We start from the raw sequence: 16,539 nt of genomic DNA, 5'->3' as shown, positions 1-16,539 counted from the left end.
AGGCAGCGAATGGATATGCGGCCCGCTAGCCTGATTCATGAATAATAAAGCGCGATATAAGGGGAATACCATGACTAAACTGCTCGACGAAATCAAGCAAGAAGTAGACAAACGGCGTACATTCGCCATCATTTCTCACCCGGATGCGGGGAAAACGACGCTGACGGAAAAGCTGCTGCTGTTCGGCGGCGCCATCCGCGAGGCCGGCTCGGTCAAAGCCCGCAAAGCCAACAAGCACGCCACCTCCGACTGGATGGAGATCGAGAAGCAGCGTGGAATCTCGGTAACCTCTTCCGTCATGCAGTTCGACTATAAGGGACACCGCGTCAATATCCTGGATACGCCTGGTCACCAGGACTTCAGCGAGGATACGTATCGGACGCTGACCGCGGCCGACAGCGCTGTCATGCTGATCGACGTGGCCAAAGGCGTCGAAGCCCAGACGATCAAGCTGTTCCAGGTTTGCCGAAGACGCGGCATCCCGATCTTCACGTTCATCAACAAGCTGGACCGCGAGGGCCAAAGCCCGTTCGATCTGATGGAGGAGCTGGAGCGGGTGCTCGGCATCCGTTCCGTTCCGATGAACTGGCCGATCGGCATGGGACGGGAGCTTTGCGGCGTCTACGACCGGATGAAGAATCAGGTCGAGCTGTTCCAGGGCAATGACCATTCCACCATCGAGGTGCGCAAGGTCGGAGATTACAAGGACCCCGTCATTCGGGAGATGGCAGGCGATTATCTCGCCGATCAGCTCGAGCAGGATCTGGAGCTGCTGGATGTAGCCGGCGACCAGTTCGACTTCGAGAAGGTACGCGCTGGCGAGCTGACTCCGGTGTTCTTCGGCAGCGCCGTCAACAACTTCGGCGTGCAGACCTTCCTCGAAAACTTCCTGCAGCTCGCTCCTAAGCCCGAGCCCCGGAACAGCACGGAAGGCCCGGTCGAGCCGACGAGCGAGAAGTTCTCCGGATACGTGTTCAAGATCCAAGCGAATATGAACCCGGCCCACCGAGACCGCATCGCTTTTCTGCGCATTTGCTCCGGGCGGTTCGAGCGCGGCATGAGCGTCAAGCATGTGCGGATCGGGAAGGACATCAAGCTGGCCCAGCCGCAGCAGTTCCTCGCGCAGGACCGGGACATCGTCGAAGCGGCCTATCCGGGAGATATTATCGGGCTGTTCGATCCGGGGATTTTCCGCATCGGCGATTCTCTCTCGCAGGGCAGCTCGATCGTGTTCGACGAGCTGCCGACGTTCTCGCCGGAAATTTTCGCCAAGGTCTCGATCAAGAACGCCTTGAAGAAAAAGCAATACGAAAAAGGAATCGACCAGCTGACGGAGGAAGGCACTATCCAGGTGTTCCAGTCCGCCAGCGGCTTCGAGGATACGATTCTAGGCGTCGTCGGCCAGCTGCAGTTCGAGGTTTTCGAATATCGGATGAAGGCTGAATACGGGGTGGACGTCATCCTCCAAAGGATGCCTTTCCAGTTCGCGCGCTGGATCGTGGACGACAAGATCGATCCGACCAAGTTCCGGATCAACTCGACGCTCGTCAAGGACAAAAAGGACAATTACGTCGCCTTGTTCGAGAACGAGTATGCGATGCGCACCGCTGTCGACAAGAATCCGACCTCCAAATTTCTGGAGACGGCTCCATAACCACGGAATGAAAACAGCCCCTGCCGCGAAAATGCGGCAGGGGCTGTTCCTTTACGATGAATGGAGATGCCCGTACAGCTTGCCGATCAATTGCTGCTGTTCCTGGCCGCCGCTGTCTTTCCAGATCATCTCGAACAAGACGCCGAGACCGGGAAGAGCTTTTTCGTCGCCGTCGATGGATTCACGGATGATATCGCCGAGCTCATTCTCCGACTTGTCCTTGACAATCTGGGCGATGGCTTGGCGAAGGTCGAACTCATTCATGGACGCATTTCCCCCTTGAGTCATTTCCTCCATAGCATGCCCCCATCGGATTCGTTCATGTAAAGAATGCGGTCCGCATGAGGGAAAGAAAGGAGCTGGATATGGTATACTGAACGGTATGCAGCCCTTAAGAAAGGCGGAGAACTATTCATGCGCAAAAAACAATATACCGTGATCGGCATGGGCCGTTTCGGCTCCAGCGTAGCCCAGTCCCTGTCCGAGATGGGATTCGAAGTGCTTGCCATCGACAGCGACGAGCAGCGGATCCAGGAGATCTCTCCCGTCGTCACCCATGCGGTCACGGCGGACACGACGGATGAAGAAGCTCTGCGCGCACTCGGCGTCCGCAACTTCGACGTCGTCGTCGTCGCCATTGGAGAGGACATTCAGGCCAGCATTCTGACCACGCTGATTCTGAAGGATCTGGGAGTCCCCTATTTGATTGTCAAAGCCCAAAACGAGCTGCACGGCAAAGTGCTCAGCAAAATCGGAGCGGACCGTGTCGTCTTCCCGGAGAGGGACATGGGCCTGCGCGTGGCGCATCACCTCATCTCGCCCAATGTGCTGGACTTCATCGAGCTGTCCCCGGATTACGGCATCATCGAGATCCAGGCTCCCCCAGCCATGGTCGGGCGCACGCTCAAGCAGCTGGATATACGGGCCAGGCATCGCTGCAACGTCATGGCCATCAAAACGCATGGAAAGCTGGATATATCCCCGATGCCGGATCATGTCATCGAAGCGGATGAAGTGCTTGTCGTCGTCGGAGCGAACCGCGATCTGACCGGCCTCGAGGTCGCTTATTCCGTCGAGGAGGAATTGAACCGGAAGTGATTAGCGAACCGTTGACCTCAACCTCCAATTCCCGCGTAAAAGCATGGACGGCCTTGCTGGATGCCAAGGGCCGCAAGCGCAGCGGCCAATTCCTGGCTGAAGGCGTCCATATGGTCAAAGAAGCGCTTCTATGCGGAGCCTCTGTCGGCACGATCGTATACGATGCCGGGCGAGGCATGCCTGCCGAGCTGGAGCCCCTGCTTCGCGATTCGTCGGCGGAGCTTGTCCCTGCTTCGGCAGCGGTCATGGCCAAATGCACCGGAACGGATTCGCCGCCGCCGGTGTTCGCCGTCGTCGACAAGCCGTCCCACGACGAAGCGGCGCTGCACAAGCCGGACGCGCTTGTCGTCGTGCTCGATGCCGTCCGCGATCCCGGCAATGCGGGCACAATCATTCGCAGCGCGGATGCGGCCGGAGCCGATGCCGTCATTCTCGGCCGCGGCTGCGTCGATCTCTACAACCCCAAGACCGTCCGCTCGACGATGGGCAGCCTGTTCCATCTTCCGGTGCTGGAGATGGATCTCGCCGAGGCGCTGCCGAAGGCTCGGGAGCGGGGCATGCTGCTGGCAGGAACGAGCCTGCAGGCGGCAAGAAGCTGTTATGAATGCGACTTCACCGGGCCGGTATGGCTGCTCTTCGGCAATGAAGCCGAAGGCCTGTCCCCGCAGACGTTGAACCAGCTTGATCTCGGCATCATTATCCCGATGAAGGGCCGAAGCGAATCGCTCAACGTCGCGATGGCGGCGACCGTGGTGCTGTATGAGGCGCTGCGCCAGCGGGAGCATGCAGCCGGCAAGTAGCCATCGTTGGTGTGCAAGCTGCAATTCGTTTGACACCAGCTTGGGGCTTGTCATAATGTCGATTTGCAAGGCGAGCCGGGCACCTTTTGTCAGTCCTGATAATCAAGAATCTCTTGATTTATCAGGACTTTTTTCATCTTCTATGACTCGAATGAATGGACAGAGTTCTCATTAGTCAAATAAATTCAAATAAATTCAAATAAATTCAAATATGGGACGCTTGAAACCTACGCCATTCAAGGAATCAAAGACGAGGGGGAACCCGAATGAAGACGATTAAGAGCATGATGGACCACCTGTACTGGGCGGACGGACGAATCCTGGACGCGCTCGAGGAGAGCGGGACGAACAACAAGGACCTTCTGAAGCTGGTTCGGCACATCGCGGTCGCGGAACAAGTCTGGCTGTCCCGGCTGCAAGGCAAGGGCAGCGCGCACTATACGTTGTGGGAGGTTGAGGAAAACCTGTCGGCCATTCGGACGATGTTCCAAGAAAACGCCGTGCAATACCGCGTCTATATCGATGAGCTTAAGGAATCCGAGTTGGACGGGGTGATCGACTATGCGAACCAGAGCGGGGTTTCATACCGGGCATCCGTCCGGGACATCCTGCTGCAGGTTCTCCTGCACGGGCAATATCATCGGGGACAGATCAACCGGGCACTTCGGATCGAATCGGCAGAGCCTGTCCCAGTCGATTACATCCTGTTCGCGAAGCTTTAACAGAGCCGAACAATAATAGGCAAGCGATGACAACGCTGTACTCCAGCAGCTGGTGCACGCGAAAAGGAAAGCCCGCAAACTGGCGATTGCCGGAATGCGGGCTTTTCTGACCTTTTAACGCTTATGCGTTTATTTGAACGATGCGTATCCTTGATCGACCATGACGACACTGCCATTGATGGCGTCAGCTTCCTCAAGCGACAGCAGGTACACCGAGCTTGCGACGCTCTCCGGCTTGGTCAGCTCGCCCCCCATGACCTTGGCTTTCATGCTGTCGAGCAGGCCGGATCTTTTGTAGCCTTGGATAATCGGCGTGTCGACCGCTCCGGGAGCGACGGCGATGACGCGGATTCCGTGCGGGGCAAGCTCGAGAGCGGCCGATTTGCTCATCATGATGACCGCGCCTTTCGTGGCGTGGTAGGCGAAGGTTCCGGGGGAAGCGAGGAAGCCGAATACGGATGCCGTATTGATGATGGCGCCTTTGACGCCCAGCTCCTTCATCTTGCGGCCGGCCTCGATGATGCCGTAGGCGACGCCGTGCTGGTTGACGGCAATCGTTTTATGATAAAGGTCCATGTTCTGGTCCAAAACCGGACCTGCGCCGCCGATGCCGGCGTTGTTGAACATGACTTCCAGGCTGCCGTAAGTGACGACAGCTGTTTCCACCAGATTTTTCACGCTTTCCTGAGAGGAAACATCGACCTGGACAAAAGCCGCTTCGCCGCCGCCGTCGCGGATGAGCTCGACCGTTTCGCTGCCGCCGGCTTCGTTGAAGTCCGCCACGATGACCTGATCACCCTTGGATGCGAATTTGAGCGCGGCCGCCCTGCCGATGCCGCTGGCTCCGCCTGTAATAACCGCTGTGCGTTTGGACATGATAACAGCCTCCTGTTTGTTCTGAATCGATGCCGTTCCATTTCTGCTCCATTGTATCTCTGTCTCCGGAAAGCGTATACTTCCTATTGGTCAAGCTGCCTTAACCTGGGGTTAACGAAGGGGTTTCAACATGAATTTCGATCAGCTGGAAATGATAACTGAAGTTGCGAGAACGGGAACGGTGTCGGAGGCTGCCGCTCAGCTTCATCTCAGCGCAGCCGCCATCAGCCGCGCCATTACGAGGCTGGAGCAGGAGCTGGGCGTGCAGCTGTTCGTGCGCTCGCGCACGGGAGCCGCCATAACGGAGGAAGGGCGCCGGATCGTCAGACTGGCGGAGCGGATTCTGGGCGAGGCGGAAGAGCTGCTTGCCGAGGCGGGGAGATGCCAAAAGCTGGTCAATGCGAAAGTGCGCATTTCCACTGTCCCGGCTCCTACCTGGCTGCTCGTCCATGCTTTGCTTGAGCTTAGAGAGGATATTCCTTCGCTGGAGCTGGAGATCGGGGAAAAGGGCACTCAGGAGGTCATTGAGGACATTCGTCAAGGCAAGGCGGATATCGGCCTCATCGTGTCCGAAGCCGATGCGAAATACCCGGATATAAGGCTGGAGAAAATCGCCGACGGCCAGATGGCGCTTGGAGTCGGCAGGGAGCATCCCCTGGTGTCGCGTGCTTCCGTAACCATGAAGGATTTGGAGCAGCTGCCCCTGGTCATCTATCCGGACAAACATCTTGAAGCGATCATTGCCGCATTGGGACCGGCGGCCACGGTGCTGTTCCGCACAAACAACCGCGATGCGCTCCTGCTGGCCGTGCGAAGGAATATGGCCGCCACCCTCGGGACGGATTACTCCTTCCGCGGCATCCAGGAAGAAGCCGGTTCGGATATCATCGCGGTGCCGCTGTCGATCCAGACGGACTCGGATCTAAGCCTATGGCTGGTCAGGCCGCGCGACCGCAAGCCGTCCCAAGCGGTCCGCCTGCTGGCGGGAAGGCTTCGCAGACTGCTGAAGAAGCGCATGCAGGAATAGGCGGCGCGACCGGCGTCAATCATGAAAATGAGGCTTTTTCCACTCCTTTGAATTATGCTATAATTGCTTTTATGCAAACGTTTGTACAAAGAAAATTCCGGTCTATATAAGAGGAGACAAGCACCATGCAAACCGCATCCATTCAATGGTGGAAAGAAGCCGTGGCCTATCAGATTTACCCGCGTTCCTTCATGGACAGCAACGGAGACGGAATTGGAGATCTGCAGGGCATCATCTCCAAGCTCGATTATCTCAAGGGGCTGGGCATCGGCATCATTTGGATCTGCCCCGTCTTCAAATCCCCGAATGACGACAACGGCTACGATATTTCCGACTATCAGGATATCATGGCCGAGTTCGGCACGATGGAGGATTTCGATCTCCTGCTGGAAGAAGTGCATGCCAGAGGGATGAAGCTTATTCTCGACCTGGTCATCAACCACACCTCCGACGAGCATCCATGGTTTATCGAGTCGCGCTCCGGCAAGGAGAATCCGAAGCGGGACTACTACATTTGGCGTGATCCTGCGGCAGACGGCAGCGAGCCGAACAACTGGGAGAGCATCTTCAGCGGCCCGGCATGGGAATTCGACGAGAAGAGCGGACAATATTTCATGCATATCTTCTCCCGCCGCCAGCCGGATCTGAACTGGGAAAATCCCGAGGTCCGCAAAGAGCTGTACGGAATGGTCAACTGGTGGCTGGACAAGGGCATCGACGGCTTCCGTGTGGACGCCATCTCGCATATCAAGAAGATTCCGGGACTTACGGATATGCCGAATCCCGAAAATCTGAAGTATGTCCCTTCCTTCGACGGGCACATGAATCGCGAGGGAATCCATGAGTTTCTGAAAGAGCTGAAGCAAGAGACGTTCGCGAAATACGATATCGTCACCGTCGGCGAAGCCAACGGCGTCAAGGTTCAGGATGCCGAGGTATGGGTGGGCGAGGACAACGGCGCTTTCAACATGATTTTTCAATTCGAGCATCTGGGCCTATGGAACAAAAGCGTTGCCGGAGGCATCGATCTGGCGCAGCTGAAGTCCACGCTTACCCGCTGGCAAAAAGGGCTGGAAGGAATGGGATGGAACGCTTTGTTCCTGGAAAACCACGACCAGCCGCGTTCCGTATCCACCTGGGGCGACGACAGCGTCTATTGGAAGGAATCGTCCAAGTCTCTGGCGACGATGTATTTCCTGATGCAGGGAACGCCGTTCATCTATCAGGGCCAGGAGATCGGCATGACGAATGTCCAGTTCCCTTCCATCGATGATTACAATGACGTAGCCATCAAGAACCTGTACCGGTTCGAAACGGAAAACGGCATGAGCCATGACGAAATCATGCGGATCATCTGGAAAACCGGACGCGACAACTCCCGCACGCCGATGCAGTGGAGCCGGGAAGAGAACGGCGGCTTCACGGAAGGAACGCCATGGCTCAAGGTCAATCCGAATTATTCGGAGATCAACGTCGAGCAGGCGATGGAGGATCCGGATTCCATCTACCATCATTACAAGCGCCTGATTCGGCTGCGTGCGGAAAATCTCGCCGCCGTATACGGGACTTACGACCTGATTCTGGCCGACCATCCGCAAATATACGCCTATACGAGAACCTATGGAGACGAGAAGCTGCTCGTTCTCTGCAATCTGTTCCCTGTCAAGGCGACCGCACAGCTTCCTGAGGAATATGCCTTCCGCCCTTCCGAGCTGCTGCTTGCCAATTACCTGACGGATGCCGATGAGAATATCGCCGAAATCGCGCTGAAACCTTACGAGTCCAGAGTGTACAAGCTGGTCGGCGTGCAGGGGAGCGCAGGCTTTGCAGCCGGAATGAAGCCTCCTGCTGCAGCGGATGGCCAATCGCCCATCACCGAAACGGTTTAGTTCCTAAACAGCCTTCGACAACGAAAGACCTTCATCGTCCCCGATTGAGTCGGAAGACGGCGAGGGTCTTTATTTGCGTTGAAACCATTCCATGGCCCAGCAGAATTTGTTGGCAAAATCGGATTAATGATATAAATAATCTTCGTTTCAATAATAATTTGAAATTTCATTCCATAAATGAGAGGGATAACTCTTCCTGTTAATATCCCGTTCCCTATTTATGGGAATTATATTTTTACAAACTGTAAAAGGATAGGTTACACCGGATTGCTGAACGTCATCTTCGTAGGTATACTAACCTTGCGTTCGTCACATATGCGTCAAGTAATATTACACGAAACGGGAGGGCAATGAATGAAATCAAAGGGGATTGGAAAAGGAAAAGGGCTTGCCGCGATTGTTCTGGTGATGGCATTGGCAGCCGGATGCGGCTCCGGAAACGGCAATTCGTCATCGAATCAAGAGAGCGGGGCCAAAAGCGGCGGACAGGTCATCAAGATCGCTTCGCAGTCTCCGCTGTCGGGCGGAAGCTCGATTCAGGGAGAGGCGATCAAGCTCGGAGCCCAGCTGTCGCTCGACGACCACAAGGACGAGTTCTCCAAGCTGGGCTTTACGCTTGAGCTGGTCCCGTATGACGACCAGAGCGATGCCAAAAAGGGTGTCGCCAACGCCGAGCAGATCGGCGCCGACCAGGCCGTCGTGGGCGTCATCGGCCATCTGAATTCCGGCGTTTCCATTCCCTCCTCTGTCGTCTATGAAAAATACAATCTGCCGATGATCTCGCCCGCCAGCACGGCGACGGAGTTCACCGACCGCAAGCTCAAGGTGGCCAACCGCGTCGTCGCGCGCGACGACTTCCAGGGCCCTGCCGGAGCCCAATACGCGGTGAAGACGCTGAATGCCAAAAACATCTTCGTCATTCAGGACAAGACGGCTTACGGCCAGGGACTGGCCGAAGCTTTCCGGGATGCGGCCAAGGAAGCGGGAGCATCCATCGTCGGGTATGAGGGCATAACGGTCGGTGAGAAGGATTTCAACGGCGTGCTGACGACCGTCCAGAGCAAGAAGCCGGATCTCATCTTCTTCGGAGGAATGTACGCCGAAGGCGCCCTGCTTGTGAAACAGGCGAAGGACAAAGGGATCACGGCCCCGCTCATGGGCGGCGACGCGCTGGATTCCTCCGGCATGGCGGACATCGCCGGACCGGATGTCGCCGGCACCTTGTACAGCTCCGTCGCAGGGGACATAACGAAGTCCAACAAAGAGTGGGCGGACAGCTACCAGGCGAAATTCAGCAAAGGACCGGAAGGCTACTCGGTTTATGCCTATGATTCGATGTCGGTCATGCTTGCCGCCGTCAAGAAGAGCATCGAGGACAACGGGGGCAAGTTGCCTGCCCGCGAGAAGATCCGGGATGCGGTGCGGGCGACGAAGGACTTTGAAGGCGTAGCGACCAAAGTGAGCTTCGACGACAAAGGCGACAATAAGTATGCCAAGGTGTTCATCTACAAATTCGAAGGAGCTTCCTATCCGGGCAGCATGATTTCGGAAGTCAGCCAGTAGCAGCCGGACAAGCCGTGCAGGCGTGCGCGATTCCCGCAAGGAACCGTTCCGCGCCTGCTTTTTGAATCGGAGAGGAGCCCATAAGATGAACGACATCCTGCATACGCTTCCCCAGGTGCTGATCGACGGCTTGGCGCTAGGAGCCATTTACGCGGTTGTAGCGCTGGGCTACACGATGGTATATGGAATTCTTGAGCTGATCAATTTTGCGCACGGAGAAATTTTCATGACGGGCGCTTTCGTCGGCACGGCTGTGCTGCTCGCTGCCCAAGGAACGGGACTCGCCGCCAGCCTGCCGCCGTGGCTCTTCTATCTGCTCATCATGCTGATCGCGATGATGTTCACCGGCGCGCTCGGGGTGGGCATCGAGCGGGTGGCTTACCGCCCGCTGCGCAAGGCTCCGAAGCTGATCTCGCTCATTGCCGCTTTCGGCGTCTCCTTCGTTCTCCAGGACGTCGTCCGCTTCATCGCAGAGCTGCGGACAGGCAATTATATCGTGAGCAGCAGCTCCCTTTACGGGGAGCGGATGAGCCTGCCCGCCTCCTCCATCAGCAGCCTATTCGGCGATGCGACCGTCAAAACCAACACCCTCATTATTCTCGGCGCGGCCCTGCTGCTCATGGTCGCCCTGGACCGGTTCGTCAACCGGAGCAAATGGGGAGTTGCGATGAGAGCCGTTGCCCAAGACCGCGAGACGGCATCCCTCATGTCGATCAATGTGAACAAGGTCATCGTCCTGACGTTCTTCATCGGCTCTGCGCTCGGCGGAGCTACCGGCGTGCTGTTCGCCCAGCAGTACGGAACAATCGATCCCTATATCGGCTTCATTCTCGGCATGAAAGCGTTCACGGCAGCCGTTCTGGGAGGTATCGGCAACATCCGCGGCGCGATGTTCGGCGGCTTCGTCATCGGCATTCTGGAGATGTTCGCCTCCTCGAACCTCGGGACGCTGACCGGCGGCAGCTTCGGAGCCGAATACAAGGACGTCTTCGCCTTCTCCATTCTCATCATCGTCCTGATCTTCAAACCCGAGGGCTTGTTCGGCAGAGCCGTCAAAGAGAAAGTGTAGGTGGCGGATATGGAAATCAATTCAACCCGCGAGAGGCTTGCCGGCAGCAAGTCCCTGCAGGCCGGGCTTCTGGCCGCTTTTGTCGTCGTGACATCCGGTGCCGTCTATCTGATGGACAAGTCCGTCCTCGCCTTCCTGCTGCTGCTCGGCTCGCTGCTGCTGCTGTATTACACCGGCTTTTCAAACGGCATCAAGTGGGCGTCTGCCGGCATCCTGCTGCTGCTGGTCATTCCCTTCGCGGCCTCCGGGGGATCGTCGCACGAGGCTTATATGGAAGTCGCGGCTCAATGCGGCATTTATGTCGCCATGGCGCTCGGCCTCAACATCGTCGTCGGCTTTGCCGGCCTTCTGGATATGGGCTTCGTCGCCTTTTTCGCGGTCGGAGCGTACACGTACGGCATCTTCGCCACAGCGCAGGCGAACAATTTCATTCCCGGCAGCCTGTTCCCGCTCCCGGGCGGCAGCTTCTGGATCTTCATCCTGCTGGGCGGCTTCATGGCCGGCATCTTCGGCATTCTGCTCGGTCTGCCCGTGCTTCGCGTCAAAGGCGACTATCTGGCCATCGTCACGCTTGGATTCGGGGAAATCATCCGGATCATCTTCAACAATATGGAGAAGCCGATCAATATCACCAACGGCGCCATGGGCCTCTCCTCCATCCAGCCGCCGGATTTGTTCGGCTTCAAGTTCACGTTTCCCCATCAATTTTACTTTATCGTGATCGGGATTCTTGCCGTTGTCATCTTCGCGGTGCGCAGGTTGGAGCATTCCCGGCTCGGTCGATCGTGGAAGGCGGTCCGCGAGAACGAGATCGCCGCGCAGTCGATGGGCATCCCTTTGATTCGGACCAAGCTGACCGCCTTCGCGATCGGAGCGTCCTTCTCCGGCATGATGGGCGTCGTATTCGCAGCCAAGCAGACCTTCATCGATCCGACGAGCTTCACGCTCGTGGAATCCACGACCATTCTCGTCATGGTCGTGCTGGGCGGAATGGGCAGCGTGCCGGGGGTGATATTGGGAGCGAGCCTCGTTACGATCCTGAATCTGCAGGTGCTGACCGAACTGACGAGCGCGCTGAACGCCCTATCCAACAACGGCTACATCGGGATCCCTACGGCGTTGTCTCCTTCCAAAATGCAGCGGCTGATTTTCGGGCTGATCCTGATCCTGTTCGCGATATTCCGGCCGAACGGCCTGATCCGGGCGCGCAACCGCAAAGTCAGTCTGGAATCCGTCGCGGGAAGCGGCGTCTATCCGGCGCCTGCCGGCAGGGCGGCCATCCGCAAATGAAGAGTTCGATAGGGGAGGTGCCTCATGGCGATACTGACGGTTGCAAGTCTCAAAAAGCGCTTCGGCGGCCTCGTTGCCGTCAATGGAGTTGATTACAGCTTCCCCAGTGGAGAAATATCTGCGGTCATCGGTCCAAACGGGGCAGGGAAAACGACCTTTTTCAATCTGATCACCGGCATCTATGTTCCGGACGGGGGCCGCATCGAGCTGGACGGGAAATCCTTGGTACGGGTCAAGCCGCATGTGATCGCAAAGCTCGGCATCGCGCGGACGTTCCAGAACATCCGTCTGTTCGGAAGCATGAGCGTCCTGGAAAACGTCATGGTCGGCATGCATATCCATCTCAAGTCGGGGACGCCCGGCACTATTCTTGGATGGGGCAAAGTGCGCCACGAGGAGCAGGAAGCGAGGCGGAAGGCTTACCGGCTGCTCCAGTATGTAGGCCTTGAAAGGCACTTCAACGAGGAGGCGTCCAGCTTGCCCTACGGCGCGCAAAGGAAGCTGGAGGTCGCCCGGGCTCTTGCCGTCCAGCCGAAGGTGCTGCTGCTGGACGAGCCGGCGGCGGGGATGAATCCGCGCGAGACGGCCGAGCTGACTGCGCTGATCCGCAGGATGCAGCGGGAGCTCGAGCTGACGATCATCCTGATCGAGCACGACATGAAGCTGGTCATGCAGCTGGCCGAGCATATCCTCGTGCTCGATCATGGGGAGAAGATCGCGGAAGGAGGCCCGGCCGCCATCCGCAACAATCCGAAGGTCATTGAAGCCTATTTGGGCAAAAACGCCGTGGAAGAGGGGGTGATGGCATGAGCTTGCTGGAGCTGAACCGGGTGCAGGCTTATTACGGAGGAATCGAAGCGCTGAAGGGAATATCGCTGACCGTCGGCGAAGGCGAGATCGTCACCTTGATCGGATCCAACGGAGCCGGCAAGTCCACCACGCTCAAGTCGATATGCGGACAGGTCAAAACCTCGGGAGAAATCCGCTTCAAAGGGGAGGCGATCTCCTCCTGGCTGCCCCATCAGATCGCGGCCTCCGGCATCGCCCACGTCCCGGAAGGCAGAAGGATTTTTCCAAAGCTTACGGTCAAGGAGAATCTGGAGATGGGGGCTTTTTCCGTCAAGGACAAAGCTCTCGTCAAGGAAAGGATCGAGCAGGCGTTCGCTTATTTCCCCAGGCTCAAGGAAAGATACCGGCAGGCGGGCGGCACGATGAGCGGAGGGGAGCAGCAGATGCTGGCGATCGCCCGCGGACTGATGATGAAGCCGGATATCCTGCTGCTCGACGAGCCGTCGATGGGGCTGGCGCCTGTGCTTGTCGATCAGATTTTCGAAATCATCCAGGAGCTCAACGCGTCCGGCATGACGATTTTGCTCGTGGAGCAGAACGCCTACCACGCGCTGCAAATCGCGGATCGGGGCTATGTCATCCAGACCGGGGAAATTACGATGCAGGGCAAGGCGTCCTCGCTCATCGCCGATGAGCAGGTCAAAGAAAGCTACTTGGCCTGAGGCTTGATTTTTGGCTTGCAGAACAAACGGTTTTTCGTGTAGAATACGCCCAAACTGGTATCTTTAAGGATAGCGCAAAAAGGGCGTGCCATTATGACCTATCAAGTCCACATCATGTTCAAGCCGCTGCATGAAGCGATGAGCAGTCTGCACGCTTATATATGCCGCAAGTCCCATAAAAAGCTCGATCTTCCGTCCTCATGGGCGGCGGAGGTCAGAGATCGGCTCACGCCGGATTTTGCCGCGCTGCTGGACGAGCTGGCGATCGACGCCAACTGGAAGTTCACCTTTTTGCTGATCCACCTGTGTCCCGCGGATGACGCCGCGGGCTTCGTCGCTTGGCTCCGCGGGCTGAGCGCAGGAGACATGTACGAAATGATGGCGCCCTACAGCAGCCAGTTCCCGGAGGATATGGCGGCGTTCAGGGAGCTGACGGCTTCCGTCTTCTCCCGCTGGCAGGAGCAATATTTCCACTCGGCCGATCCGGCGGTCCTGGAAAGGCTGAGGCAAGTAGAGAAGGAGCGGAACGCGGTCCTGCCCCGGTCGGAGGAGAAGGCTTTCGTCGATGAGACGACCAACGGTCTCGTGTTCGAGACGGTGCCGGGACTGGAGGATCTGGTGCTTATCCCCCAGATGCATTTCCAGCCGGTCAATATCATCAGCCATTTCCGCCGGCTTACGATCTGCTACTATTCCGCCAGAATCGATATGAGCGAGGAGGACTTCCTCTCCGCCCATGATTTCCGCGTCATCCGAACCCTCGGCGAGAAGAGCCGGCTCAAAATTCTCCGTTACCTGCATGGAGGACCGCGCAGCTTCATCGAGATCGTCAGACATCTGCAGCTGTCCAAGGGGATTACGCATGACCATGTCGGCAAGCTGCGGAGCGCCGGGCTCATCCACGCCCATTTCGAAGGGGAGACGCTGACCGTGTACAGCCTGCGGCAAGGGACTCTGGAGAGGATGCAGGCGGCTTTGAAAGCCTATATCGAAGGCTGAGCCGAACCCAACCATTTTAGATTCGATGTCACGATCGACTGGAATGGTTCTTTTTGTGGCCTCGTAGATTCTTTGTAAGGAGAAAATATTTAAAGTTCTCTCTTTACAGAACCGAACAAGGCTCCTATAATGGGGATAATTCAGTAATTCATACTTAATCAATCGGAATTATACACTACTATTCGATTGAGCGGGAGGGTCTTATGAAAAAAAGAACGACAGTCTCTGCATCCATTTCCATCTTGCTGGCAGGAACGCTGCTGCTGTCCGCATGCTCGGACAACAGCGGCAACGGAAACAGCGCCGCCAATTCGGGCGGAGCAACGGGATCCACGAACACAGCCGTGAACGCAGGCGCGGACAATGCAGGCGGCGCCTCGACGGACGGAGCTGCGGGAGCGATCCAGGCAGCCGACCTATCCAAGCTTCCGGCGGCAGCCAAGCAGCGCACCGACACGATCATCGTCGGCCTGACGGATCCGAGCGGCGCCTTTACGCCTTACTTCCAGCAAAGCGGTTATGACGGCAACGTATCCTCCCTTCTGTACACCCCGCTCGTTCTCGTGAACGACAAGGCGGAGCCGATCCCGGGTCTGGCCGAGAAATGGGAAGCCTCCGAGGATGGACGGACGTATACGTTCCATCTGCGCCAGGGACTGAAGTTCAGCGACGGCTCGCCGCTTACGGCCGAGGATGTCGCCTTCACCTGGACGATTCTGAACGACAAGTCCTATGACGGCGACTCGCAGGTGAACACTCTCGGCATCAAAGGCTCCGACGCTTATAAAGAAGGCAAGGCCGCTTCCATCGAAGGCATCAAGATCGCGGATCCGCAGACGATCAGCGTGACGCTGGAGAAGGCCAATGCAGCCGCGCTGACGACGCTCGGCGGCGATGTGCTGTCCAAGGCGTACTACGGCAAAGACTACAAACAAGGCGACACGGGATACATGAAGTCGCTGAGCACCACTCCGGTCGGCACCGGGCCTTATAAGCTGGTCAAGTTCACGCCTGGGCAGGAAGTGCGCTTCGCAGCCAACGAGAACTATTATGGCGACAAGCCGAAAACGCCGAATTTCATCTACAAAACATCCGAAGGCGACACTTGGCAGTACCTGGAGACCGGAGAGGTCGACTACGCCTCCTTCAGCGCCACCCAGGAAAACATCGACAAGCTGAAGTCTCTCGGATTCGTGAATATCGTTCCGTATACGCCGAGCACATACGGTTACCTGCAGGTGAACCTGGAGCATGAAGCGCTCAAGGACAAAAAGGTGCGCCAGGCGCTGACCTACGGCCTCGACCGTCAAAGCATCTACGTGGATGCGGCGCAGGGAGCGGGCAGCATCGCCAACATTCCTTCGTCCCCGATCTCGTGGGCGTACACGGAAGAAGGCATCAACCCGTACAAGTACGACCTGGACAAAGCGAAGTCGCTGCTGGACGAAGCCGGCTGGAAAGAAGGCGCTGGCGGCATCCGCGAGAAGGACGGCAAGAAGCTGACGATCCACTATCTCGGCTCCAAGAGCAAGAACACGGATATCTTCATCGCCGTAGCCAAAGAGAACTATCAGGCGCTGGGCGTGGAATTCCAGCCGGAAATCTTTGCCGACTTCAACTCTCTCGTCTCCAAGGTGGAAGGCGGGGATTACGATCTCGTCTCCTTCTCGACTCCGATGCTTACGGATCCTTCGGACGGCCTGATGCAGTTCGTGGATGGAGAGGTCAAAGGCTACAGCAACCCGAAATTCATCGAGCTGTACAAAAAAGGTCTGGAGACGACCGACATCGAGCAGCGCAAAGCGATCTACAAGGAAATCTACCAGCTGCTGAACGACGAGCTTCCGGTCATCTTCACAAGCTACAAGAAGAGCGTGTACGCGTACAACGCCAGGATCGAGAATCTGGCTGTGAGCCCGTTCTACGGCCTGGCGGCGAGCCTGCCGCAATGGTCGCTCAAGGACGTCCAGTAATCGTTTCGCTGCGATAAAAGAATCCATCCCCTGCCGGGCTGAGCGCGGCAGGGGATGACCTGTTAAGG

The 16,539-nt window shown here is 57.2% G+C and carries 15 protein-coding genes; 13 read left to right on the top strand and 2 right to left on the bottom strand.

Features of this window, described 5'->3' with window-relative positions; all coding sequences use genetic code 11:
* Positions 1 to 70: 70 nt before the first annotated feature.
* Positions 71 to 1,654 (top strand): peptide chain release factor 3, encoded by a 1,584-nt coding sequence (locus PHU01S_RS20585; RefSeq protein ID WP_048745072.1) that lies wholly within the window; start codon positions 71 to 73, stop codon positions 1,652 to 1,654.
* Positions 1,655 to 1,705: 51 nt separating this feature from the next.
* Here PHU01S_RS20585 and sspI read toward each other — a convergent pair whose 3' ends face one another.
* On the bottom strand, positions 1,706 to 1,918 hold the full coding sequence (gene sspI / locus PHU01S_RS20580) for a small acid-soluble spore protein SspI (RefSeq protein ID WP_021879181.1): 213 nt from the start codon (positions 1,916 to 1,918) through the stop codon (positions 1,706 to 1,708).
* A gap of 150 nt (positions 1,919 to 2,068) precedes the next feature.
* Here sspI and PHU01S_RS20575 point away from each other — a divergent pair, with 150 nt between their 5' ends.
* The 3 genes from PHU01S_RS20575 (at position 2,069) to PHU01S_RS20565 (ending at position 4,274) form a co-directional block, all read left to right on the top strand.
* Positions 2,069 to 2,752, top strand: coding sequence for a potassium channel family protein (locus PHU01S_RS20575; RefSeq protein ID WP_048745071.1), 684 nt, complete (start codon positions 2,069 to 2,071; stop codon positions 2,750 to 2,752).
* The gene (locus PHU01S_RS20570; protein WP_049869316.1) at positions 2,749 to 3,552 is read left to right on the top strand and encodes a TrmH family RNA methyltransferase; all 804 of its coding nucleotides are present in this window, start codon (positions 2,749 to 2,751) and stop codon (positions 3,550 to 3,552) included. The genes PHU01S_RS20575 and PHU01S_RS20570 overlap by 4 nt, the downstream gene beginning before the upstream one ends.
* 266 nt (positions 3,553 to 3,818) lie before the next feature.
* Complete coding sequence (locus tag PHU01S_RS20565; RefSeq protein WP_049869318.1) at positions 3,819 to 4,274, top strand: DinB family protein; 456 nt, start codon at positions 3,819 to 3,821, stop codon at positions 4,272 to 4,274.
* A gap of 129 nt (positions 4,275 to 4,403) precedes the next feature.
* Here PHU01S_RS20565 and PHU01S_RS20560 read toward each other — a convergent pair whose 3' ends face one another.
* Positions 4,404 to 5,150, bottom strand: a complete 747-nt coding sequence (locus tag PHU01S_RS20560) for an SDR family NAD(P)-dependent oxidoreductase (protein ID WP_127509631.1) — start codon at positions 5,148 to 5,150, stop codon at positions 4,404 to 4,406.
* Positions 5,151 to 5,280: 130 nt separating this feature from the next.
* On the opposite strand from PHU01S_RS20560, the gene PHU01S_RS20555 reads away from it, so the two are divergent.
* The 9 genes from PHU01S_RS20555 (at position 5,281) to PHU01S_RS20515 (ending at position 16,471) form a co-directional block, all read left to right on the top strand.
* Positions 5,281 to 6,177 carry a LysR family transcriptional regulator gene (locus PHU01S_RS20555; protein WP_127509627.1) on the top strand — a complete coding sequence of 299 codons (897 nt, stop codon included), beginning with the start codon at positions 5,281 to 5,283 and terminating at the stop codon, positions 6,175 to 6,177.
* Positions 6,178 to 6,302: 125 nt separating this feature from the next.
* Entirely contained in the window at positions 6,303 to 8,066 is a 1,764-nt protein-coding gene (locus PHU01S_RS20550) for a glycoside hydrolase family 13 protein (protein ID WP_127509623.1), read from the top strand.
* A gap of 354 nt (positions 8,067 to 8,420) precedes the next feature.
* A complete protein-coding gene (locus PHU01S_RS20545) occupies positions 8,421 to 9,629 on the top strand; it encodes a branched-chain amino acid ABC transporter substrate-binding protein (RefSeq protein WP_048745068.1) in 1,209 nt (402 codons plus the stop codon).
* Positions 9,630 to 9,714: 85 nt separating this feature from the next.
* Positions 9,715 to 10,698 (top strand): branched-chain amino acid ABC transporter permease, encoded by a 984-nt coding sequence (locus PHU01S_RS20540; protein WP_048745067.1) that lies wholly within the window; start codon positions 9,715 to 9,717, stop codon positions 10,696 to 10,698.
* 9 nt (positions 10,699 to 10,707) lie between these two features.
* Entirely contained in the window at positions 10,708 to 11,988 is a 1,281-nt protein-coding gene (locus tag PHU01S_RS20535; RefSeq protein ID WP_049869838.1) for a branched-chain amino acid ABC transporter permease, read from the top strand.
* Positions 11,989 to 12,012: 24 nt separating this feature from the next.
* A complete protein-coding gene (locus PHU01S_RS20530; RefSeq protein WP_127509620.1) occupies positions 12,013 to 12,798 on the top strand; it encodes an ABC transporter ATP-binding protein in 786 nt (261 codons plus the stop codon).
* Positions 12,795 to 13,499: an ABC transporter ATP-binding protein gene (locus PHU01S_RS20525; RefSeq protein ID WP_049869323.1), complete on the top strand. Its 705-nt coding sequence runs from the start codon at positions 12,795 to 12,797 to the stop codon at positions 13,497 to 13,499. The genes PHU01S_RS20530 and PHU01S_RS20525 overlap by 4 nt, the downstream gene beginning before the upstream one ends.
* 93 nt (positions 13,500 to 13,592) lie before the next feature.
* Positions 13,593 to 14,498: an ArsR/SmtB family transcription factor gene (locus PHU01S_RS20520; protein WP_048745066.1), complete on the top strand. Its 906-nt coding sequence runs from the start codon at positions 13,593 to 13,595 to the stop codon at positions 14,496 to 14,498.
* A gap of 203 nt (positions 14,499 to 14,701) precedes the next feature.
* On the top strand, positions 14,702 to 16,471 hold the full coding sequence (locus PHU01S_RS20515) for an ABC transporter substrate-binding protein (protein WP_127509618.1): 1,770 nt from the start codon (positions 14,702 to 14,704) through the stop codon (positions 16,469 to 16,471).
* The last annotated feature ends 68 nt before the right edge of the window (positions 16,472 to 16,539 follow it).

Source organism: Paenibacillus humicus NBRC 102415, from assembly GCF_004000905.1.
Taxonomy (GTDB): Bacteria; Bacillota; Bacilli; order Paenibacillales; family Paenibacillaceae; genus Paenibacillus_O; species Paenibacillus_O humicus.
The sequence above is the reverse complement of the archived record's forward strand: the minus strand, read 5'-3'. Positions and strand labels throughout refer to the sequence as shown.